Origin of the sequence: Pseudomonas sp. PS02288 (assembly GCF_029959715.1) — a bacterium.
GTDB lineage: Bacteria > Pseudomonadota > Gammaproteobacteria > Pseudomonadales > Pseudomonadaceae > Pseudomonas_O > Pseudomonas_O kuykendallii.
Genome location: NZ_JASCPA010000003.1, coordinates 62,018 through 83,304, shown reverse-complemented (window position 1 = coordinate 83,304; position 21,287 = coordinate 62,018). Strand labels below are relative to the sequence as shown.

Genomic DNA, 21,287 nt, shown 5'->3' with positions numbered 1-21,287 from the left:
GACCGTGACGCGGCTCTGGATCGCCATCGCCTTCATCTGCAGCCTGCTGCCCTGGTATGCCGGTACGGTGTCGGCGCAGGTGGTGGAAACCCCGGCAGCGGCGCTGGCGTCGGACTGGCAGATCCTGATCGATGATTCGGAGCAGCTCAAGCTCGAGGAAGTCATCGCCCAGCGCAGTCAGTTCGAGTCGCTGGGCCGGGAATCCTTCAGCATGCCCGCCGGCGAGCGCGCCATCTGGCTGCGCATCGAAACCCCCGCGCTGACCGACGTCCACTGGCTCTGGCTGTACGCCCCGCGGGTCAAGTACCTCGACTTCTATCGCCTGCGCGACGGCCAGCTGGAGCGCCACGAGCACACCGGCGAATCCATGCCGACGGCGGCCAGCACGCTCTCGTCTAACAGCTACCTGTTCGTCCTGCCGAATGACGGCAGCATGCGCGAAACCTATATCCGCATGACCTCCAGCCACCCGCTGATGGTGTGGCTGAAGACCCTCGACAGCAGCGGCGTGGTCGACCTGGAACGCCCCGCCTACCTGTTCGGCACGCTGTTCGGCGCGCTCGGCCTGCTGATGCTCTACAACCTTTTCCGCCTGGCCAACAACCGCGGCTTCGGCAACCTCTGGCTCAGCGGCTTCCATGCCTTGCTGCTGCTCAATGCGCTGGCCGAGTTCGGCGTGCTCGGCTACTGGCTGCCGAAAACCGGCAGCGGCTACAGCCTGGCGCTCTGCGCGGACATGGCGACGCTGGCCGCCGCCATCTGCCTGCTCGGCTTCATCCATTCGTTCTTCCGCAATACCCGTGTCGGCGAGGGCCTGAACTGGCTGCCGATGGCCGGGATCATCGTCATCAGCGGCGTCGCCGCGGTGATCCTGCTGACCCGCGAGCTGTGGTACAGCGGCCTGATCAACCTGCTTATCCTGCTCGCCGCCGCCTGCGCGCTGATCACCGCCGCCTATCACCTGCGCCGTGGCTATCGCCCGGCGCGGCTGGTGGTGCTGGCTGCCGGGACCTTCACCCTGGTGTTCCTGGTGCTGACGCCGATGCTCTTCGGCTTCGTGCAGATGAGCCCCGGCTGGCTGGAAATCATCCTGTTCGGCAGCGCTGCGTTCTGCGGCCTTCTGCTCAGCCTGTCGCTCAGCGATCGCCAGCGCCAGTTGAGGGCCGACCGCCTGACCGAGCACACCGCGCTGGCGGTGAGCGGCGCCGAGCTGCGCGCCAAGGCCGAGTTCCTGGCGAAGATCAGCCACGAGATCCGCACACCGATGAATGGCGTGCTGGGCATGACCGAACTGCTGCTCGGCACCCCGCTGTCGGCCAAGCAGCGCGACTACGTGCAGACCATCCACAGCGCCGGCAACGAGCTGCTCGGCCTGATCAACGAGATTCTCGACATCTCGCGCCTGGAGTCCGGGCAGATCGAACTGGACGACGTGCAATTCGACCTCAACGCCCTGCTCGACGATTGCCTTGACATCTTCCGCGCCAAGGCCGAGCAGCAGCAGGTCGAGCTGATCAGCTTCATCCAGCCGCAGGTGCCGAGGGTGATCAGCGGCGACCCGACGCGCCTGCGCCAGACCCTGCTGAGCCTGCTGGACAACGCCTTCAAACAGACCGACGAGGGCGAAATCCTTCTCGTCGTCGCGCTCGACACCAGCGGCGAGCAGACCCGCCTGCGCATCGCCGTGCAGGATAGCGGCCGGCCGCTGCAGAGCGAAGATCGCGAGGCATTGCTCAACGCGGAACTGCACAGCCGCGACTTCCTGGCCGCGACCCGCGTCGGCGGGCGCCTCGGGCTGATCATTTCGCGCCAGCTGGTGCGCCTGATGCAGGGCGAGTTCGGCGTGCAGAGCGGCGGCCAGCAGGGCAACACCCTGTGGCTGACGCTGCCGCTCGATCCCGAGCGCCTGGAGCAGCCGCCCGCCGATCTGGAAAGCCCGCTGCTCGGTGCACGCCTGCTGGTGGTCGACGACAACGACACCTGCCGCAAGGTGCTGATGCAGCAATGCACCGTGTGGGGCCTGCAGGTCAGCGCGGTGGCCTCGGGCAAGGAAGCGCTGGCGCTGCTGCGCACCAAGGCGCACCTGCGCGACTACTTCGATGTCGTCCTGCTCGATCAGGACATGCCTGGAATGACCGGCCTGCAACTGGCGACCAAGATCAAGGAAGACCCCAGCCTCAACCACGACATCCTGCTGATCATGCTCACCGGCATCAGCAACGCGCCGAGCAAGATCATCGCGCGCAACGCCGGGATCAAACGCATCCTCGCCAAGCCGGTCGCCGGCTATGCGCTGAAGACCACCCTCGCCGACGAACTCGCGCAACGCGGCAAGAGCGCGGCCACGAGCGAGGCGCCTGACGTGCCGGCGCTGGACGTGCCGAGCGACTTCCGCATCCTCGTCGCGGAAGACAACAGCATTTCCACCAAGGTCATCCGCGGCATGCTGAACAAGCTCAACCTGGAGCCGGACACCGCCAGCAACGGCGAGGAAGCGCTCAGCGCGATGAAGACCCGGCACTACGACCTGGTGCTGATGGACTGCGAGATGCCGGTCCTCGACGGCTTCTCCGCCACCGAGCAGCTGCGTGAATGGGAGACCCGCGAGGGCCGCCGGCGCACGCCGATCGTCGCCCTCACCGCGCACATCCTGGTCGAGCACAAGGAACGCGCGCGCAAGGTCGGCATGGACGGCCACATGGCCAAGCCGGTGGAGCTGTCGCAACTGCGCGAGATGATCCAGCAATGGGTCGGCGCCAGGCAGAGCAGCCATGCCGAAGGCAGCGCGCTGATCGAGTAAGCGTTCCGCGCCGCCAACCCCGCCTTTTTATCCTCCTGCCGAGAACCCCGCATGTCTGCCGCGCTGTTCAGTCTCTACCTCAAGTTGCTGGTGCTCTACAGCCCGTTCTTCGTGCTGTCCTGCTTCATCGGCATGACCCGCGGCTACACGCTGAAAGAGCGCAAGCGGCTCGCCTGGCGCGTCGCCAGCGGGGTGTTCGTCGCCAGCATGCTGCTCTATCTGTTCGGCACGCACATCTTCGTACTGTTCGGCATCACCATCGACGCCTTCCGCATCGGCGCCGGCAGCGTGCTGTTCATCTCGGCGCTGGGCATGGCCCAGGGCAAATCGGTGGTGCAGAGCGACAACCTGCAGCAGGACGTGACCATCGTGCCGCTGACCATCCCGATCACCGTCGGCCCCGGCACCATCGGCGCGCTGCTGGTGATGGGCGCCAGCCAGCCGCACTGGAACGACAAGCTGCTGGCAGTGGGCGGCATCTTCCTCGCCAGCGTCACCGTCGGCATGGTGCTGTTCCTCTCCGGACGCTTCGAGCGCCTGCTCGGCGAGCAGGGGCTGCAGATCGTCAGCCGCCTGATGGGGCTTTTTGTCTGCGCACTGGCGGCGCAGATCATCTTCACCGGCGTGAAGAATTACCTTTCGCTCTGATTTGGTGCAATCCGGCGCCCATGCGTTTTTCACGGTCGCGCGCGCGCACCACGACGGACCGCTGAAAATCGACTACCGCCTGCCTGCCGGAATGACCAAGCCGCTTCAAATCAAGGGTTTGCACGCCTTGGCACGGATGCTGCGACTGCTGCGTTGACGAATTGACGCAGGCGCGAGCCGGGAGCGTCGTTTCGCGAACAACGATGCGCATGGACCCAGCCACGGAGCCGCACCCTCATGAAACGCCGTCCCTTTCTGAAATCCACACTCGCTGCCAGTGCCCTTGTGCTCAGCGGGCTGTTCCCGTTCACCGCACACGCCGCCGACACCATCAAGGTCGGCATCCTGCATTCCCTTTCCGGCACCATGGCGATCTCCGAGACCTCGCTGAAAGACATGGCGCTGATGACCATCGACGAGATCAACGCCAAGGGCGGCGTGCTCGGCAAGAAACTCGAGCCGGTGGTTGTCGACCCGGCGTCCAACTGGCCGCTGTTCGCCGAGAAGGGCCGCCAGTTGCTGACCCAGGACAAGGTGGCCGTGACCTTCGGCTGCTGGACCTCGGTGTCGCGCAAATCGGTACTGCCGGTCTATGAAGAACTCAACGGATTGCTGTTCTACCCCGTGCAGTACGAAGGCGAAGAAATGTCGCCGAACGTGTTCTACACCGGTGCGGCGCCGAACCAGCAGGCGATTCCGGCCGTCGAGTACCTGATGAGCGAAGACGGCGGCGCCGCCAAGCGCTTCTTCCTGCTCGGCACCGACTACGTCTACCCGCGCACCACCAACAAGATCCTGCGCAGCTTCCTGCACAGCAAGGGCGTCGCCGACAAGGACATCGAAGAGGTCTACACCCCGTTCGGCCACAGCGATTACCAGACCATCGTCGCCAACATCAAGAAGTTCGCCGCCGGCGGCAAGACCGCCGTGGTCTCCACCGTCAACGGCGACTCCAACGTGCCGTTCTACAAGGAACTGGCCAACCAGGGCATCGAAGCCACCGACATTCCGGTGGTCGCCTTCTCGGTCGGCGAGGAAGAACTGCGCGGCATCGACACCAAGCCGCTGGTGGGGCAACTGGCCGCCTGGAACTACTTCCAGTCCGTGGATAACCCGGTGAACGAGAAATTCGTCGCCGCCTGGAAGGCCTACGCCAAGGCCAAGAAACTGCCGAACGCGGACACCGTGGTCACCAACGACCCGATGGAAGCCACCTACGTCGGCATCCACATGTGGGCGCAGGCGGTCGAGAAGGCCGGCACCACCGACGTCGACAAGGTGCGCGACGCCATGGCCGGGCAGACCTTCGCCGCGCCGGACGGCTACACCATCAAGATGGACGAGAAGAACCACCACCTGCACAAGCCGGTGATGATCGGCGAAGTCCAGGAAGACGGGCAGTTCTCGGTGGTCTGGCAGACCGAAGGCCCGGTGCGCGCCGAGCCCTGGAGCCCCTACATCGAAGGCAACGACAAGAAGCCTGACCACCCGATGAAGAGCAACTGATCCAGGCGCACCCTCTGTAGGAGCGAGCGCCAGCGTCCGTTCCTGCAGCGTCCGTGTCCATTCCGCCCGGCCCACGATCCCGTGGCCGGGCAGGATGACCGTGATCCGAAGGACACCGATATGCCCTCTGCCGTCCACCGCCTGATCCTGGCCTGCCTGCTCCTGCTTCCCGCAGCGGCGCATGCCGGAGATGCCACCGATTTCGTCGCCGCCAATCCGTCTGCGCAGGCCAGCCTGCTGGAACGATGGGCCGCGCAGCCCGATCCGGCCCGCCTGCCGCTGATCGAGGCGCTGCAGGATGGCCGCCTGGCCGCCGACAGCGCGAAAGTCCCGTTCATCGAGGAGAACGGCGCCTTCCGGGCCGCCGAAGGCAATGCCGAACCGGCCGACGCGCCGCGCAAGCTGCGCCTGAACAACCGCCTGCGCGGCCTCGCCAACACCGCCCTGGCCAGCCACCAGTTGCTCGCCGAGGACGCCGGCCTGCGCCTGGCCGCCGCCGAGCAACTGCAGAAGAGCGCGCGCCCGGAGCAACTCGGCCTGCTCAACCAGCGCGTCGCCGCGGAACAGGACGATGCCGTGCGCGATGCCCTGAGCCTGGCGCTGGCGAACCTGCAACTGGTCGACCCGGACCCGGCCGTGCGCCTGGCCGCCGTGCGCCTGCTTGGCGAAACCGGCCAGCCGCTGGCGCGCACGCGCCTCGAAACGCTGCTCGACCCGGCCGTGGAACAGGACGCCGGCGTGCGCACCGCGGCGCAAACCAGCCTGTCGCAGGTCAAACGCAAACTGCTGATCGGCGAACTCATCGGCCAGGCGTTCTCCGGCATGAGCCTGGGTTCGATCCTGCTGCTTGCCGCCCTCGGCCTGGCGATCACTTTCGGGCTGCTCGGGGTGATCAACATGGCCCACGGCGAGATGCTGATGCTCGGCGCCTACTCCACCTACGTGGTCCAGCTGCTGTTCCAGCGCCTGGCCCCCGACGCCCTGGCGTTCTACCCGCTGGCAGCGCTGCCGGTGGCGTTCTTCGTCACCGCGGCGATCGGCATGGCGCTGGAACGCACGGTGATCCGCCACCTCTACGGCCGCCCGCTGGAAACCCTGCTGGCCACCTGGGGCATCAGCCTGATGCTGATCCAGCTGGTGCGCATCGTCTTCGGCGCGCAGAACGTCGAGGTCGCCAACCCGTCCTGGTTGTCCGGCGGCGTGCAGGTGCTGCCCAACCTGGTGCTGCCGTACAACCGCATCGTGATCATCGGTTTCGCCCTGTTCGTGGTGGCGCTGACCTGGCTGCTGCTGAACAAGACCCGCCTGGGGCTGAACGTCCGCGCGGTGACGCAGAACCGCAACATGGCCGCCTGCTGCGGCGTCGCCACCGGCCGCGTGGACATGCTCGCCTTCGGCCTCGGCTCGGGCATCGCCGGCCTCGGCGGCGTGGCGCTGTCGCAGATCGGCAACGTCGGCCCGGACCTCGGCCAGAGCTACATCATCGACTCCTTCCTGGTGGTGGTGCTCGGCGGCGTCGGCCAGCTGGCCGGCAGCGTGCTGGCGGCCTTCGGCCTGGGCATCGCCAACAAGATCCTCGAACCGCAGATCGGCGCCGTGCTGGGCAAGATCCTGATCCTCGCGCTGATCATCCTGTTCATCCAGAAGCGCCCGCAGGGGCTCTTCGCGCTGAAAGGACGGGTGATCGATTGATGGCCAGCCCGAACGCTCTCCAGATCGCCAGCGCGCCGCTGAACAACGCCTCGTGCCCCGCCCGGCGCGCGACCGCCATTCAACAAGGACACCGTCGATGAACCAGCCGCTCGCGCTCACCGCCGCGCAGAAAGCCGGCCCGCGCCTGACCCTCGCAGCGCTCGGCGCGGTGCTGGCGATCCTCGTCGCCCTGCCGCTGCTCTCGCTGCTGCCGGCGGACAACCCGCTGCAGGTCTCCGCCTACACCCTGACGCTGGTCGGCAAGATCCTCTGCTACGCCATCGTCGCCCTCGCCCTCGACCTGGTGTGGGGCTATGCCGGGCTGCTGTCGCTCGGCCACGGCCTGTTCTTCGCCCTCGGCGGCTATGCCATGGGCATGTATCTGATGCGCCAGACCGCCGGCGACGGCCTGCCGGCCTTCATGAGCTTCCTCGCCTGGACCGAGCTGCCCTGGTACTGGTACGGCACCTCCAGCTTCCTCTGGTCGATGTGCCTGGTGGTGCTGGCGCCGGGTCTGCTGGCGCTGGTGTTCGGCTTCTTCGCCTTCCGCTCGCGGATCAAGGGCGTGTACTTCTCGATCATGACCCAGGCGCTGACCTTCGCCGGCATGCTGCTGTTCTTCCGCAACGAGACGGGCTTCGGCGGCAACAACGGTTTCACCGGTTTCTCAACCCTGCTCGGCTTCGGCATCACCGCGCCGGGCACCCGCGCGGTGCTGTTCCTCGCCACCGTGGCGCTGCTGGTGACCAGCCTGGCGCTGGGCTGGGGCCTGGCGCGAAGCAAGTTCGGCCGGGTGCTCACCGCGCTGCGCGATGCCGAGAACCGGCTGATGTTCTGCGGCTACGATCCGCGCGGCTACAAGCTCTTCGTCTGGGTGCTGTCCGCCGTGCTCTGCGGCCTGGCCGGCGCGCTCTACGTGCCGCAGGTGGGCATCATCAACCCCAGCGAGATGGCCCCGACGCAGTCCATCGAGGCCGCCGTGTGGGTCGCCCTCGGGGGGCGCGGCACGCTGATCGGCCCGCTGCTCGGCGCCGGCATCGTCAACGGCATGAAGAGCTGGTTTACCGTGGCCTTCCCGGAGTACTGGCTGTTCTTCCTCGGCGCCCTGTTCATCATCGTCACGCTGTTCCTGCCCAAAGGCGTCATCGGCCTGCTGCGCCGCAAGGGAGAACAGTGATGCACGCCACCCCCGGACACTTCATGCTCGAACCCGCCTACGACCCGAACAGCGACGCCGGTACCGGCCGCGATGCGATCGGCCTCGGTCGCGCCTCCGGCCCCGGCCTGGACGTGCGCCACGGCACCCTCCTGACCCTGGAAGACATCAACGTCAGCTTCGACGGCTTCAAGGCGCTGCGCGATCTGACCCTGTACATCGGCGTCGGCGAACTGCGCTGCATCATCGGCCCCAACGGCGCGGGCAAGACCACGCTGATGGACGTGATCACCGGCAAGACGCGCCCGGACAGCGGCCAGGCGTTCTTCGGCGAAAGCCTCGACCTGACCGAGATGAGCGAAGTGGAAATCGCCCAGGCCGGGATCGGCCGCAAGTTCCAGAAGCCCACGGTGTTCGAGGCGCTCTCGGTGTTCGAGAACCTGGAGCTGGCGCAGAACGCCGACAAGTCGGTGTGGGCCAGCCTGCGTGCACGCCTTTCCGGCGAGCAGCGCGAGCGCATCGAGGACGTGCTCACCACGATCAAGCTGGACGCCTCGCGCGGGCGTCCGGCCGGGTTGCTTTCCCACGGGCAGAAGCAGTTCCTCGAGATCGGCATGCTGCTGGTGCAGGACCCGCAGCTGCTGCTGCTCGACGAGCCGGTGGCGGGCATGACCGATGCCGAAACCGAATTCACCGCCGAGCTGTTCAAGGGCCTCGCCGGCAAGCACTCGCTGATGGTGGTGGAGCACGACATGGGCTTCGTCGGCAGCATCGCCGACCACGTCACCGTGCTGCATCAGGGCCACGTGCTCGCCGAAGGCTCGCTGGAGCAGGTGCAGGCGGACGAGCGGGTGATCGAGGTTTACCTCGGTCGCTGAGCCTTCGGTGCGCAGGGCGCACCCTACGCGCGCGGCCTCCCCCGTAGGGTGCGCCGCGCGCACCGAATGGAATACCGGAGCGTGGATGACGCCGTCTTTCATCCACCGAAACAGCGCGCGGTGGATCGATGAAGCGCGATCCACCCTACGAAACCGCGCCCTGGTGCGCATGGCGCACCCTACGCGCGCGGCCTCTCCCGTAGGGTGCGCCGCGCGCACCGAATGGAACCACCGGGCGGACGACACCGCCCTCCTTTTCAAGGACATCCACATGCTGCAAGTCGACCAACTCCACCAGTACTACGGCGGCAGCCACATCCTCCGCGGGCTGAGCTTCGAGGCGAAGATCGGCGAGGTCACCTGCCTGCTGGGGCGCAACGGGGTCGGCAAGACCACCCTGCTGAAATGCCTGATGGGCCTGATCCCGTCCCGGCAGGGCGTGGTGAACTGGAACGGAAAGCCGATCACCGGCGTCAAGACGCACCAGCGGGTCAACGCCGGCATCGCCTACGTGCCGCAGGGACGTGAGATCTTCCCGCGCCTGACGGTCGAGGAGAACCTGCTGATGGGCCTGTCGCGGTTTCCCGGCAGCGAGGCGAAGCGCGTGCCGCCGTTCATCTACGAACTGTTCCCGGTGCTTGAGGAAATGAAGGCCCGCCGCGGCGGCGACCTCTCCGGCGGCCAGCAGCAACAACTGGCCATCGGCCGCGCGCTGGCCAGCAAGCCAAGCCTGCTCATCCTCGACGAGCCCACCGAAGGCATCCAGCCCTCGGTGATCAAGGAGATCGGCGTGGTCATCAGGAAACTCGCCGGGCGTGGCGACATGGCGATCCTGCTGGTGGAGCAGTTCTACGACTTCGCCGCCGAGCTGGCCGACCAGTACCTGGTGATGTCGCGCGGCGAGATCGTCCAGCAGGGCCGTGGCGAAACCATGGAAGCCGATGGCGTGCGCGGGCTGGTCGCGATCTGAGTTTTCCCGTAGGTTTGTCCTGCCCGCCCGGCGCCCGGAAAGAACCCTCGCCCACGCTTCACCGCCCTCCCACACTGCAAAGAAGCGCATGAACGCAACGATCACCCCCGCCCTCTTCACCCCCAGCTGGCACGCCGAGCTGGAGCTGGGCTATACCCGCGCCGGCGACGCCACACGCCCGGTGATGCGCCGCCATGCCGGCCCGCTGCGGGTGCAGAAGCATCTGTATGCCGAAGGCCCGGAGGTCTGCCAGCACATCATCGTCCATCCGCCAGGCGGTATCGCCGGCGGCGATCGCCTGGACATCCGCGCCAGCGTCGGAGCGCACGCCTGGGCGCAGCTGACCAGCCCCGGCGCCGCCAAGTGGTACCGCGCGGCCGGCGCCGCCTACCAGGACCTGCACCTGCGGGTGGAAGCCGGCGCGACCCTGGAGTGGTTGCCGCAGGAGACCATCGTCTACTCCGGCGCCCGCGCCGAACTGAGTACGCGCATCGAGCTGCTCGGCGACGCGCGGCTGTTCTACTGGGACATGGTCGCCCTCGGCCGCCCGGCCGCCGACGAACGCTTCGCCGAAGGCCACTTCCAGGCGCGCCTGGACATCCGGCGCGACGGCCAGCCGCTCTGGCATGAACGCCAGCGCGTGAGCGGCGGCGACGGCCTGCTCGATTCGCCGATCGGCCTCGACGGCCAGCCGGTGTTCGCCACCCTGATCGTCACCGGCGAGATCGACGCCGAATTGCTCGAACGCTGCCGCGACCTGCCTTCGCGCGTGCGCGGCGACCTCACCCAACTGCCCGGCCTGATCGTTGCACGCTGCCTGGCCCACGAAGCGCTGCACGCCCGCGCCTGGCTGATCGACCTCTGGCGCCTGTTGCGCCCGGCGCTGCTCGGTCGCACGGCCGTTCCCCCTCGAATCTGGAGCACCTGATGGACCTTTCACCGCGCGAAAAAGACAAGCTGCTGATTTTCACCGCCGGGCTGGTGGCCGAACGCCGCCTGGCCCGTGGCCTGAAGCTCAATTACCCGGAAGCCATGGCGCTGATTTCCGCCGCCCTGCTCGAAGGCGCGCGCGACGGCCGCAGCGTCGCCGAGCTGATGCACTTCGGCACCACCCTGCTGAGCCGAGACCAGGTGATGGAAGGCGTGCCGGAAATGATTCCGGAAATCCAGGTGGAAGCGACCTTCCCCGACGGCACCAAACTGGTGACCGTGCACCAACCCATCGCCTGATCGAAGGACGACCGCCGTGATCATCCGCGACTCCCTCGATGCCGACCTGCCCGGCATCCGCGACATCTACAACGACGCCGTGGTCAACACCACGGCGATCTGGAACGACTACGCCGTCGACCTCGACAACCGCCGTGCCTGGCTGGCCGATCGCGCCGCCCTGGGTTTCCCGGTACTGGTCGCGGTGGACGCCGACGACAACGTCCTCGGCTACTCCAGCTATGGCACCTGGCGCGCCATCGACGGTTTCCGCCATACCGTCGAGCACTCGGTCTACGTGCGCAGCGACCAGCGCGGCCAGGGCCTGGGGCCGAAGCTGATGCAGGCGCTGATCGAGCGCGCGCGCGAATCCGGGCTGCACGTAATGGTCGCCGCCATCGAGAGCGGCAACGCCGCCTCGATCCGCCTGCACGAGCGCCTGGGATTCGTCACCACCGGGCAGATGCCGCAGGTCGGACAGAAGTTCGGCCGCTGGCTCGACCTCACCTTCATGCAACTCCTCCTTTCCCCCGCTACGGAGCAGCCCCGATGATCCCAGGCGAATACCAGATCCAGCCCGGCGAGATCGAAATCAACGCCGGCCGCCGCACCCTCAGCCTGAGCGTCGCCAACAGCGGCGACCGGCCGATCCAGGTCGGCTCGCACTTCCACTTCTTCGAGACCAACGACGCGCTGACCTTCGACCGCGCGGCCAGCCGCGGCATGCGCCTGAACATCCCGGCCGGCACCGCGGTGCGCTTCGAGCCGGGGCAGAGCCGCGAGGTCGAGCTGGTCGAGCTGGCCGGCCAGCGCCGCGTGTTCGGCTTCGCCGGACGGGTGATGGGCGAGCTCTAAGCCGCCAAAGATTCGTAGGGTGCGCCGCGCGCACCAGAGCCAATCGCGGTGCGCACGGCGCACCCTACAGGACACCTGCTCATGAAGATTTCCCGCCAAGCCTACGCCGACATGTTCGGCCCCACCGTCGGCGACAAGGTGCGCCTGGCCGACACCGACCTGTGGATCGAAGTGGAGAAGGACTTCACCACCTACGGCGACGAAGTGAAGTTCGGCGGCGGCAAGGTGATCCGCGACGGCATGGGCCAGAGCCAGCTGAACGCCGCCGATGTGGTCGACACGGTGATCACCAACGCGCTGATCATCGACCACTGGGGCATCGTCAAGGCCGACGTCGGCCTCAAGGACGGCCGCATTGCCGCTATCGGCAAGGCCGGCAACCCGGACATCCAGCCCGACGTGAGCATCGCCATCGGCGGCGCCACCGAGGTCATCGCCGGCGAGGGCATGATCCTCACTGCCGGCGGCATCGACAGCCACATCCACTTCATCTGCCCGCAGCAGATCGAAGAAGCATTGATGAGCGGCACCACCACCATGATCGGCGGCGGCACCGGGCCGGCCACCGGCACCTACGCCACCACCGTGACCCCCGGCCCCTGGCACATGGCGCGCATGCTCCAGGCCGCCGACGCCTTCCCGATGAACATCGGCTTCACCGGCAAGGGCAACGTCTCGCTGCCCGAGCCGCTGATCGAGCAGGTCAAGGCCGGCGCCATCGGCCTCAAGCTGCACGAGGACTGGGGCACCACGCCTGCGGCCATCGACAACTGCCTGTCGGTCGCCGACCAGTACGACGTGCAGGTGGCGATCCACACCGACACGCTGAACGAATCCGGCTTCGTCGAAACGACCCTGGGCGCGTTCAAGGGCCGCACCATCCACACCTATCACACCGAAGGCGCTGGCGGCGGCCACGCGCCGGACATCATCAAGGCCTGCGGTTTTCCCAACGTGCTGCCCAGCTCGACCAACCCGACCCGGCCGTTCACCCGCAACACCATCGACGAGCACCTGGACATGCTGATGGTCTGCCATCACCTGGACCCGAGCATCGCCGAGGACGTCGCCTTCGCCGAAAGCCGCATCCGTCGCGAGACCATCGCCGCCGAGGACATCCTCCACGACCTCGGCGCCTTCAGCATGATCAGCTCCGACAGCCAGGCCATGGGCCGCGTCGGCGAGGTGATCACGCGCACCTGGCAGACCGCCGACAAGATGAAGAAGCAGCGCGGCGCGCTGCCCGAGGACGGCGCCGGCAACGACAACTTCCGGGTCAAGCGCTACATCGCCAAGTACACCATCAACCCGGCGATCACCCACGGCATCAGCCACGAGGTCGGCTCCATCGAGGTCGGCAAATGGGCCGACCTGATCCTCTGGCGCCCGGCGTTCTTCGGCGTCAAGCCGACGCTGATCCTCAAGGGCGGGGTCATTGCCGCCAGCCTGATGGGCGACGCCAACGCCTCGATCCCGACCCCGCAACCGGTGCACTACCGGCCGATGTTCGGCAGCTACGGCGGCTCGCTGCACGCCAGCAGCCTGACCTTCATCAGCCAGGCCGCCGCGGACGCCGGCGTACCGCAGCAACTCGGCCTGCAGAAGAAGATCGGCGTGGTCAAGGGCTGCCGCGCGGTGCAGAAGAAGGACCTGATCCATAACGACTATACGCCGAGCATCGAGGTCGACCCGCAGAACTACCAGGTCAAGGCCGACGGCCAGTTGCTCTGGTGCGAGCCGGCCGACGTACTCCCGATGGCGCAGCGCTACTTCCTGTTCTGAGGCCCGCGACCACGACCGCCCCATGTCGGTCGTGGTCCGGCGCCGCCGCGCAATCGCTCGCCAGCCGAACGCTTGCGTCCCGTCGGGTTCTGTATCTGTGCAGGTTATTTCCTGGACCCCACGAACGGACGGAGAAAAACAATGACCCTCAAATACGCTCTCGCCGCCACCGCCCTGGCCTTTTCCGGCATCACCTTCGCTGCGCCACCCGCGATGGAGAAGGGCGGCATGCTGGTCGATGCCAAAGGCATGACCCTGTACACCTACGACAAGGACACCAAGGACATCTCCAAATGCAGCGGCCCCTGCGCGGAAAACTGGCCTCCGCTGATGGCCGATGCCGACGCCAAGCCCGATGGCCAGTGGACCCTGGCCAAACGCGAGGACGGCACCCTGCAGTGGGCCTACGCCGACAAGCCGCTGTACACCTTCGCCAAGGACAAGCCGGGTGAGATGAACGGCGATGGCAAGGGCGGCGTCTGGCACATGGCCAAACCCTGACGTCCACACCGCGCCGGGCACTTTTCGCCGGCCCGGCGCACCCATCCGCCCCCTCACGAAGCGAGCCGCCATGAGCAACCTCTACGAAATTCCCGTCACCTCCATCGATGGCACCGCGCAGACCCTCGAACCGTACAAGGGCAAGGTGCTGCTGGTGGTCAACGTTGCCTCCAAGTGCGGGCTGACGCCGCAGTACGAAGGCCTGGAAAAGCTCTACGAGAGCAAGCATGCCGCCGGCCTCGAAGTGCTCGGTTTCCCGGCCAATGACTTCCTCGGCCAGGAGCCGGGCAGCGACGAAGAGATCAAGGCGTTCTGCAGCCTGACCTACGACGTGAAATTCCCACTGTTCGCCAAGATTTCCGTGGTCGGCGATGGCCAGCACCCGCTGTACCAGGCCCTCACCCGCGCGCTGCCGGACGCCACCGGCGAAGGCCCGATGCGGGAAAAACTCAAGGGCTACGGCATCCAGGCCAATCCGGTGCCGGAGGTGCAGTGGAACTTCGAGAAATTTCTCATCGGTTGCGACGGCCGCGTCGCTGCCCGTTTCGCACCCGATGTCACCGCGGACGACCCACGCCTGGTCGAAGCCGTGGAAGCGGAACTGGCGAAATCCGCCTGATCCGCACGGCGGACGAGCCAGCCTCGCCCGCCGCCATTTCTATATACACAACCACACAGCAAAGTCCGAATTGTCGGATCAACGACAATAAAGGCGGTCTTTTCCTGCATTAATAAAGATCCACTTAACCCGTAAAATCATAGACTTGAATGGAAACAGGAACGCTGGAAGCGTTCTTGCTCTGTCCGTGACGCTCAACCGGGCGCATCGGAAATTCGCTATATAGCCGCCTACCCAGGCGAGTGCGAATGGCGCCCTGCATTATCCAGAACTCGTCTACCAGCGATCCGCCACAGAGCCGGACGCGAGGCGAGCGGTGACGATGCAGGCAACGCCTCCCCCTTGCGCCCCGAGCCCACACTCACGACATCGCAACGGAGCGCACCCATGAAGATCCAATCCCTCAGCGCAGCCATCGCCCTCGGCCTTCTGGCCCGGCACGCCACGGCCGCCGGCTTCATCGAGGACAGCAAGGCCAGCCTTGGCCTGCGCAATTTCTATTACGACCTGAACACCAAGAACACCGCGGACAACCGGGCCGAGGCCAACGAGTGGGGGCAGGGCTTCATCTTCAACTACGCCTCGGGCTTCACCGAAGGCACTGTCGGCTTCGGCCTGGACGTGGTCGGCCTGCTCGGCGTGAAGCTGGATTCGGGCGGCAACAGCCAGAACGGCGACAGCCGCCGCCCCGGCCAGCTGTTCCCGCTGGACAGCAATGGCAAGGCCGAGGACGACTTCAGCAAGGCCGGGGTGACCGCCAAGGTGCGCGTCTCCAAGACCGAAGCGCGCATCGGCACCCTGCAGCCGAAGCTGCCGGTGGTGAACTTCAACGACGGTCGCCTGCTGCCGCAGTTGTTCGACGGCGGCCAGGTCACCTCGGCCGAGATCGACAACCTGACGCTGATCGCCGGCCAGCTGGAACACACCAAGACCCGCGCCTCCTCCGACGACGTCGGCCTGCGCATCGCCGGTGCCGCCTCGGTCGGCGGCGTGCAGGCGGACTCCAACCAGTTCCGCTACGCCGGCGCCGACTACAAGGTCTCCAAGGACCTGCTGCTGCAGTACTACTACGGCAACCTCGAAGACTTCTACAAACAGCACTTCCTCGGCCTGACCCACAGCTGGGCCATCGGCCCGGGCGTGCTGAAGACCGACCTGCGCTACTTCCACAGCGATTCCGACGGCAAGAACGGCAGCGTCGCCGGGCGCGCCGAAGGCTATCGCGGCCAGGGCGGAATCACCGCCGCCAACACGGTGAGCGGCACCGAGGTGGACAACGACACCTGGAGCGCCTTGCTCACCTACACCCTGGGCGGCCACGCGCTGAGCGGCGGCTACCAGCAGGTCTCGGGCGACAGCGCCTTTCCGTTCCTCAACCAGGGCGATGGCTCCACCGCCTACCTGATCACCGACCGGCAGATCGGCAAGTTCCTCTCCGCCGGCGAGCGCACCTGGCTGGCCGAGTACAGCTACGACTTCGCCAAGGTCGGCGCGCCGGGGCTGAAGGCGTTCATCACCTACCTGTCGGGCGACGACATCGACGCCGTGGGCGGCGATCGCCAGGAATGGGAGCGCGATGTGCGTCTGGACTACAGCCTGCAGAGCGGCGCCCTCAAGGGCCTCGGCTTCTCCTGGCGCAACGCCTCGCTGCGCGGCAACACCACCGCCAACGACCAGGACGAAAACCGCTTCATCGTCAGCTACACCCTGACGCTGCTCTGAGCGCCCGCCGCGCTCAACGCAACTGGCTGTCCTTGCTGCCCCGGCGGTTGTAGCCGCTGTGGGCGGCCTGCTCCTTGTCGTACGCCGCCTGGCAGACCACGCACAGGCGCACGCCCGGCACCGCGGCGCGGCGCGCCTCGGGGATCTTCGCGTCGCATTCCTCGCAGTGGCTCAGGCTCTCGCCCTTCGCCAACTGGCTGCGTGCGCGCTGCACGGCATCCTCGATGGTGCTGTCGATCTGCTCCTGTACCGCTCCGTCGTTCGCCCAACCGCTGGCCATGTTCACCTCCCGCTACGGGTTGCCGGACGATGCGCGCAGCGCCTTTCGCGGCGCCGTGGCATCGGCCGAAAATCTATCTACGCTGCACAGGTCGCCTGCCAGAATGTCGCAGGCCTGCTGATTCCCTGGAACTGGAAAAGGAACGCGCGCATGAACCTGAAGTACCTTCTCGCCGCTACGGCCCTGACGTTTTCCGGCGCCCTCCTGGCAGATGCGCCCGCCGCGATAAAGGACGGCATGCTGGTCGATGACAGCGGCATGACCCTCTACACCTACGACAAGGATTCCCACGGGAAATCCGTCTGCGTCGACAAGTGCGTGGAAAACTGGCCGCCCCTGCAGGCGGACATGGAAGCGGAAGCGGGCGGCGACTGGACGGCGATCGAGCGCAGCGACGGGACCATGCAGTGGGCCTACAAGGGCCGCCCGCTGTATACCTTCATGCAGGACAACGCGCCGGGCGACATGAATGGCGAGGGAAAGGGCGGGGTCTGGCACATGGCCAAACCCTGACGCTCAGTGGCGTTTGCCGGACCTGTTGGGGTCGTTGGTCATGGGGCCCAGGCCGGTCGCCCGGTTGCCGCTGACGTAGGGCCGCTTCTGCGCCACGTTGCCGGACTTCTCATCCGTGTGCGGCGCTGGGTTGACGTTGCCGTTTGACTGTTCCTGCGACTGCGAGGGCTGGGCCGCATTACCGGTATCGCGATTGCCGTCGCGTTCGTGAGGCGTCGTTCGCGGGTTGGACATGTGAACCTCCGGCACCGAAGTGCACGTCGCGGCGCGAAGGGCGCCACCTGCGAACATCGGAACCCGGCCACGCCCAATCGTGCGTCTCGCCCAGGCAATTCCCTCGAACCCGCCCGCGCTGGCGGTTATCCGCCAGAGGCGTGGCGTGCTTCCGCCAGGGCCATGCGCGGAAAAGCGTCGACCTACTCCTTGACGTCCATGTACTCGCGAGCCCAGATGCGGTACTCGTCCGGATGCGTGTACTTGTTCGACAGGGCCGAGGCCGAGAGGTCGCTGGCATCGATCTGGCGCTGCTCGCGCAGGCAGTCGTAGGTCGCCTTGATGGCGGCGAAGTAGGCCGCATGGCCGTTGACCACGATACGCACGCCCAGCTCCGCCAGGCGCTTGCGGTCGCGCAGCTCGGGGTTGTCGTAGGTGACCAGCATCAGCGGCACGCTGAGGTGCTCGGAAACCTGCTGCAGGTGCGCGAAGTCGCGAATCCCGACCATGCAGATGCCGTCCGCGCCGGCCGCCTGGTAGGCCTGCACGCGGGCGATCAGTTCGTCGTTGTCGAGCACGCCGGCGTTGGTCCGGGCAATGATGCTCAGCGCCGGGTCGATGCGCGCCTCGATGGCCGCGCGGATCTTGCCGACGCCCTCCTGCACCGAGATCAGGTCGGTGGACTTGTGCCCGAACTGCGCGGGCAGGAGAGTATCTTCGAGGGTCAGCGCGGCGATTCCGGCGCGCTCCAGCTCGGTCACCGTGCGCATCACGTTGAGCGCGTTGCCGTAGCCGTGGTCGGCGTCGGCGATCACCGGCAGGCGGGCGACCCGGCCGATGCGCACCGCCTGCTCGACGAACTCGCTGAGGGTTATCAGGGCGAAGTCCGGTGCCGCCAGCACCTGCAACGAGGCCACCGAGCCGCCCAGGATGCCAACCTCGAAGCCGAGGTCGGCGGCGATGCGCGCCGACATGGGATCGAAGGTGGACGCCGTGCTGTAGCAGGAATCCGATTCCAGCAGCGCGCGGAATGCCGCGCGTAAATCGTGGTGAGAGGTTCTTTGCATGGGTTCAAGGCCAGTTCGGGATCTAGTTATCAATCGGCCCCACTTTATCAAAAGCGGGTTTGCTCCACGTCGCACGGGCAATCCCGCAGGGGCGCAGTGCCGATCGAGCGCGGCCAGCGCGCGGTTCAGGCAATTTGCATGCACGAATCTTACCGTGTCATTCGGTCGCAGTGGCGAGCGTGGCAGACGACCCAGGTCAGTTTGCCAGCTTCGCACCAGCCGTTATGATGCCGGCCGCCCGACAGGCGGTCCCGCCGCCCTGCCCGCGGCGCGCCGTACCGCTCAGGGAGTGATACGACGAATACTTTGTCACATAGAGGACGGGGTCGCCGCTGGCGGCTTTCCGCCCAACCGGCGATCATCGGAACCCGACCACAGCCTACCGAGCAGATGACTAAAGCGTACGCCGCCTCCCCCACCGAAGCGCCTGTATCCGACCGCAGCGTCGTCCAGGTCAGCCATACCGTCGAGGCCGACAGCCAGGCATACTCGCCGGCGGCCCGAGCGTGTCGCCTGCACGAACCCGCCCTGCGCCCAGCATCGGGATCTGGAAAACAATAATGATGAAAAAGAAGAGCGATCTGATCTGGACCCTCGTCGGCCTCGGCGCCGTCGTGCTGTCCTGCTATCTGCTCTACCACGAAGTGCGCAACATCTCGCTGGACGAGATCGCCGAGAGCCTCAAGGCGATTTCCGGGCACAACTGGGCGATGGCCGCCGCGGCAACCCTCGGCGCCTACTGCGCGCTGGCCTGGTACGACCGCATCGCCGTCGCCCACCTGGGCAAGCACATTTCCTGGTGGTTCATCACGCTCTGCTCGTTCACCACCTACGCCCTGGCGCATAACATCGGCGCCTCGGTATTTTCCGGCGCCTTGGTGCGCTATCGGGCCTACCGCAGCAAGAACCTGTCGGCCCAGGAAATCGGCATCCTGATCGTCTTCTGCTCGTTCACCTTCATCCTCGGGGCGATCCTCGCCGGCGGCTGCGTGCTGATCGCCCGGCCGCAACTGATCGACCGCGTCACCGACGTCACACCCTGGTTCTCGGTGGTCATCGGCCTGTTCCTGCTGGCGCTGGTGGCGCTCTACGTGCTCGGCTCCTGGCGCCAGTTCAAGCCGTGGACCTACGGCAAGTTGCGCCTGGAATACCCCCGACTGGGCATCGTCTTCCGCCAGTTGCTGGCCGGCCCGCTGGAGCTGGCATGCGCCGCGGCGATCATCTATTTCGCCCTGCCGGAAGCCAATAACCCGGGCTATCTGGTGGTGCTCGGGGTGTTCCTCGCGTCCTTCTCGCTGGCGCTGCTCTCGCATGCGCCGGGCGGACTGGGCGTGCTCGAAGTGACCTTCCTCGCGGCGATGCCGGAGCTGCCGAAGGCCGACGTGCTGGCCGCGCTGATCGTTTTCCGCGGTCTCTACCTGCTGCTGCCGTTCGCCCTCTCGCTGTTCATCGTGCTGGGTTTCGAGTGGTCGCAATGGCGGCAGAAACGCCAGGCCGACGCCGCGCCCTGACGGCATGAGCCCGATTCCCTCCGGGCGATAACCGGGGGAAGCATTCGGCGCCGCTCTCGCATACACTGCGCGGCCGTTTTTTCCCGGTGAGCGCGCCCATGACCTTCTCAACTCCGGCCCGTGCCTGTGGCATCGACTTTGGCACCTCCAACTCCACCGTCGGCTGGCTGCGCCCCGGCGAGGAGTCGCTGATCGCCCTGGAGGACGGCAAGATCACCCTGCCGTCGGTGGTCTTCTTCAACTTCGAGGAGCGCCGCCCGGTGTTCGGGCGCCTGGCCCTGCACGAATACCTCGAAGGTTACGAAGGCCGACTGATGCGCTCGCTGAAGAGCCTGCTGGGCTCCAAGCTGCTGAAGAGCGAAACCGCCGTGCTCGGCAGCGCACTGCCCTTTGAATCGATCCTCGGGCTGTTTCTCGGCCAGCTCAAGCACCGCGCCGAAGCCCATGCCGGGCGCGAATTCGAGCAGGTGGTGCTGGGCCGTCCGGTGTACTTCGTCGATGACGACCCCGAAGCCGACAAGGACGCCGAGGACACCCTGGTGCGGGTGGCGCACACCCTGGGCTTCAACGATGTGTCCTTCCAGTACGAACCGATCGCCGCGGCCTTCGACTACGAATCCGCCATCGAGCGCGAGGAGCTGGTGCTGATCGTCGACATCGGTGGCGGTACCTCGGACTTCTCGCTGGTGCGGCTGTCGCCCGAGCGCCGCCAGGTCGCCGACCGGCAGAGCGACATCCTCGCCACCGGCGGCGTGCACATCGGCGGGACCGACTTCGACAAGCAGTTGAGCCTGCGTGGGGTGATGCCGCTGTTCGGCTATGGCAGCCGGATGAAGAGCGACGCGCCGATGCCCACCAGCGTGCACCTCAACCTGGCCACCTGGCATACGATCAACGCGGTCTATGCACAGAAATCGCAGCTGGCGCTGCAGAGCATGCGCTACGACGTGGCCGATCCGACCGGCATCGATCGCCTGATGCGCCTGATTGCGCTGCGTGCCGGCCACTGGCTGGCGATGCAGGTGGAGGAAAGCAAGATCGCCCTGACCGATGCGGCAGAGCACCGCATCGATCTGGGACGGATCGAGGAAAACCTGACCGCGGACTTCGACCGGCCGCTGTTCGAACAGGCCATCGACCCGCTGCTCGAGCGCGTGCGCGGCAGCGTCGGCGAGCTGCTGCGCCGCGCGCAGGTGGGGGTGGAGCAGGTCGATACAGTGTTCTTCACCGGCGGTTCGAGCGGTATCCCGGCATTGCGTCGCAGCGTGGCGGCGCTGTTGCCGAACGCCCGTCACGTGGAGGGCAACACCTTCGGCAGCATTGGCAGCGGTCTCGCCATTGAGGCGAAGAAGCGCTACGGCTGAT

The 21,287-nt window shown here is 66.6% G+C and carries 21 protein-coding genes; 18 read left to right on the top strand and 3 right to left on the bottom strand.

Annotated features, from left to right (window positions below):
• The first annotated feature begins 4 nt into the window (after window positions 1-4).
• From QMX85_RS02765 to QMX85_RS02695, 15 genes are all read left to right on the top strand, one after another.
• Window positions 5-2,800, top strand: a complete 2,796-nt coding sequence (locus QMX85_RS02765) for a hybrid sensor histidine kinase/response regulator (protein ID WP_282338667.1) — start codon at window positions 5-7, stop codon at window positions 2,798-2,800.
• A gap of 51 nt (window positions 2,801-2,851) precedes the next feature.
• Window positions 2,852-3,448: a MarC family protein gene (locus QMX85_RS02760; protein WP_090223905.1), complete on the top strand. Its 597-nt coding sequence runs from the start codon at window positions 2,852-2,854 to the stop codon at window positions 3,446-3,448.
• Between the two features lie 237 nt (window positions 3,449-3,685).
• Window positions 3,686-4,954: an urea ABC transporter substrate-binding protein gene (gene urtA / locus QMX85_RS02755; RefSeq protein WP_090223907.1), complete on the top strand. Its 1,269-nt coding sequence runs from the start codon at window positions 3,686-3,688 to the stop codon at window positions 4,952-4,954.
• Window positions 4,955-5,074: 120 nt separating this feature from the next.
• The gene (gene urtB, locus QMX85_RS02750) at window positions 5,075-6,646 is read left to right on the top strand and encodes an urea ABC transporter permease subunit UrtB (RefSeq protein ID WP_282338665.1); all 1,572 of its coding nucleotides are present in this window, start codon (window positions 5,075-5,077) and stop codon (window positions 6,644-6,646) included.
• 97 nt (window positions 6,647-6,743) lie between these two features.
• Complete coding sequence (gene urtC / locus QMX85_RS02745; RefSeq protein ID WP_273228960.1) at window positions 6,744-7,823, top strand: urea ABC transporter permease subunit UrtC; 1,080 nt, start codon at window positions 6,744-6,746, stop codon at window positions 7,821-7,823.
• Window positions 7,823-8,680, top strand: coding sequence for an urea ABC transporter ATP-binding protein UrtD (urtD, locus tag QMX85_RS02740; RefSeq protein ID WP_282338664.1), 858 nt, complete (start codon window positions 7,823-7,825; stop codon window positions 8,678-8,680). The genes urtC and urtD overlap by 1 nt, the downstream gene beginning before the upstream one ends.
• A gap of 271 nt (window positions 8,681-8,951) precedes the next feature.
• Window positions 8,952-9,650 carry an urea ABC transporter ATP-binding subunit UrtE gene (gene urtE / locus QMX85_RS02735; protein WP_282338663.1) on the top strand — a complete coding sequence of 233 codons (699 nt, stop codon included), beginning with the start codon at window positions 8,952-8,954 and terminating at the stop codon, window positions 9,648-9,650.
• A gap of 88 nt (window positions 9,651-9,738) precedes the next feature.
• Window positions 9,739-10,578: an urease accessory protein UreD gene (locus QMX85_RS02730; protein ID WP_282338662.1), complete on the top strand. Its 840-nt coding sequence runs from the start codon at window positions 9,739-9,741 to the stop codon at window positions 10,576-10,578.
• Window positions 10,578-10,880 (top strand): urease subunit gamma, encoded by a 303-nt coding sequence (gene ureA, locus QMX85_RS02725; RefSeq protein ID WP_273228953.1) that lies wholly within the window; start codon window positions 10,578-10,580, stop codon window positions 10,878-10,880. Before QMX85_RS02730 ends, ureA begins: the two co-directional genes overlap by 1 nt.
• A 16-nt stretch (window positions 10,881-10,896) precedes the next feature.
• Window positions 10,897-11,412, top strand: a complete 516-nt coding sequence (locus QMX85_RS02720) for a GNAT family N-acetyltransferase (protein ID WP_282338661.1) — start codon at window positions 10,897-10,899, stop codon at window positions 11,410-11,412.
• Window positions 11,409-11,714 (top strand): urease subunit beta, encoded by a 306-nt coding sequence (locus QMX85_RS02715; protein ID WP_282338660.1) that lies wholly within the window; start codon window positions 11,409-11,411, stop codon window positions 11,712-11,714. The genes QMX85_RS02720 and QMX85_RS02715 overlap by 4 nt, the downstream gene beginning before the upstream one ends.
• 81 nt (window positions 11,715-11,795) lie before the next feature.
• Window positions 11,796-13,496, top strand: coding sequence for an urease subunit alpha (gene ureC, locus QMX85_RS02710; protein ID WP_282338659.1), 1,701 nt, complete (start codon window positions 11,796-11,798; stop codon window positions 13,494-13,496).
• Between the two features lie 141 nt (window positions 13,497-13,637).
• Window positions 13,638-13,997, top strand: coding sequence for a hypothetical protein (locus tag QMX85_RS02705; protein ID WP_282338658.1), 360 nt, complete (start codon window positions 13,638-13,640; stop codon window positions 13,995-13,997).
• 70 nt (window positions 13,998-14,067) lie between these two features.
• On the top strand, window positions 14,068-14,616 hold the full coding sequence (locus QMX85_RS02700) for a glutathione peroxidase (RefSeq protein WP_282338657.1): 549 nt from the start codon (window positions 14,068-14,070) through the stop codon (window positions 14,614-14,616).
• Between the two features lie 387 nt (window positions 14,617-15,003).
• Complete coding sequence (locus QMX85_RS02695; RefSeq protein WP_282338656.1) at window positions 15,004-16,338, top strand: OprD family porin; 1,335 nt, start codon at window positions 15,004-15,006, stop codon at window positions 16,336-16,338.
• Between the two features lie 13 nt (window positions 16,339-16,351).
• On the opposite strand, the gene QMX85_RS02690 is transcribed toward QMX85_RS02695, so the two are convergent.
• A complete protein-coding gene (locus tag QMX85_RS02690) occupies window positions 16,352-16,618 on the bottom strand; it encodes a DksA/TraR family C4-type zinc finger protein (RefSeq protein WP_282338655.1) in 267 nt (88 codons plus the stop codon).
• A gap of 150 nt (window positions 16,619-16,768) precedes the next feature.
• On the opposite strand from QMX85_RS02690, the gene QMX85_RS02685 reads away from it, so the two are divergent.
• On the top strand, window positions 16,769-17,131 hold the full coding sequence (locus tag QMX85_RS02685; RefSeq protein WP_282338654.1) for a hypothetical protein: 363 nt from the start codon (window positions 16,769-16,771) through the stop codon (window positions 17,129-17,131).
• Window positions 17,132-17,134: 3 nt separating this feature from the next.
• Here QMX85_RS02685 and QMX85_RS02680 read toward each other — a convergent pair whose 3' ends face one another.
• On the bottom strand, window positions 17,135-17,365 hold the full coding sequence (locus QMX85_RS02680) for a hypothetical protein (protein ID WP_282338653.1): 231 nt from the start codon (window positions 17,363-17,365) through the stop codon (window positions 17,135-17,137).
• Window positions 17,366-17,547: 182 nt separating this feature from the next.
• Window positions 17,548-18,411 carry an oxaloacetate decarboxylase gene (locus QMX85_RS02675; RefSeq protein ID WP_282338652.1) on the bottom strand — a complete coding sequence of 288 codons (864 nt, stop codon included), beginning with the start codon at window positions 18,409-18,411 and terminating at the stop codon, window positions 17,548-17,550.
• A gap of 563 nt (window positions 18,412-18,974) precedes the next feature.
• Between QMX85_RS02675 and QMX85_RS02670 the strand changes: the two genes are divergently transcribed.
• Together QMX85_RS02670 and QMX85_RS02665 are read left to right on the top strand one after the other, a co-directional pair.
• A complete protein-coding gene (locus QMX85_RS02670; protein WP_282338721.1) occupies window positions 18,975-19,922 on the top strand; it encodes a YbhN family protein in 948 nt (315 codons plus the stop codon).
• 98 nt (window positions 19,923-20,020) lie between these two features.
• Window positions 20,021-21,286, top strand: coding sequence for an Hsp70 family protein (locus QMX85_RS02665; RefSeq protein ID WP_282338650.1), 1,266 nt, complete (start codon window positions 20,021-20,023; stop codon window positions 21,284-21,286).
• The last annotated feature ends 1 nt before the right edge of the window (window position 21,287 follow it).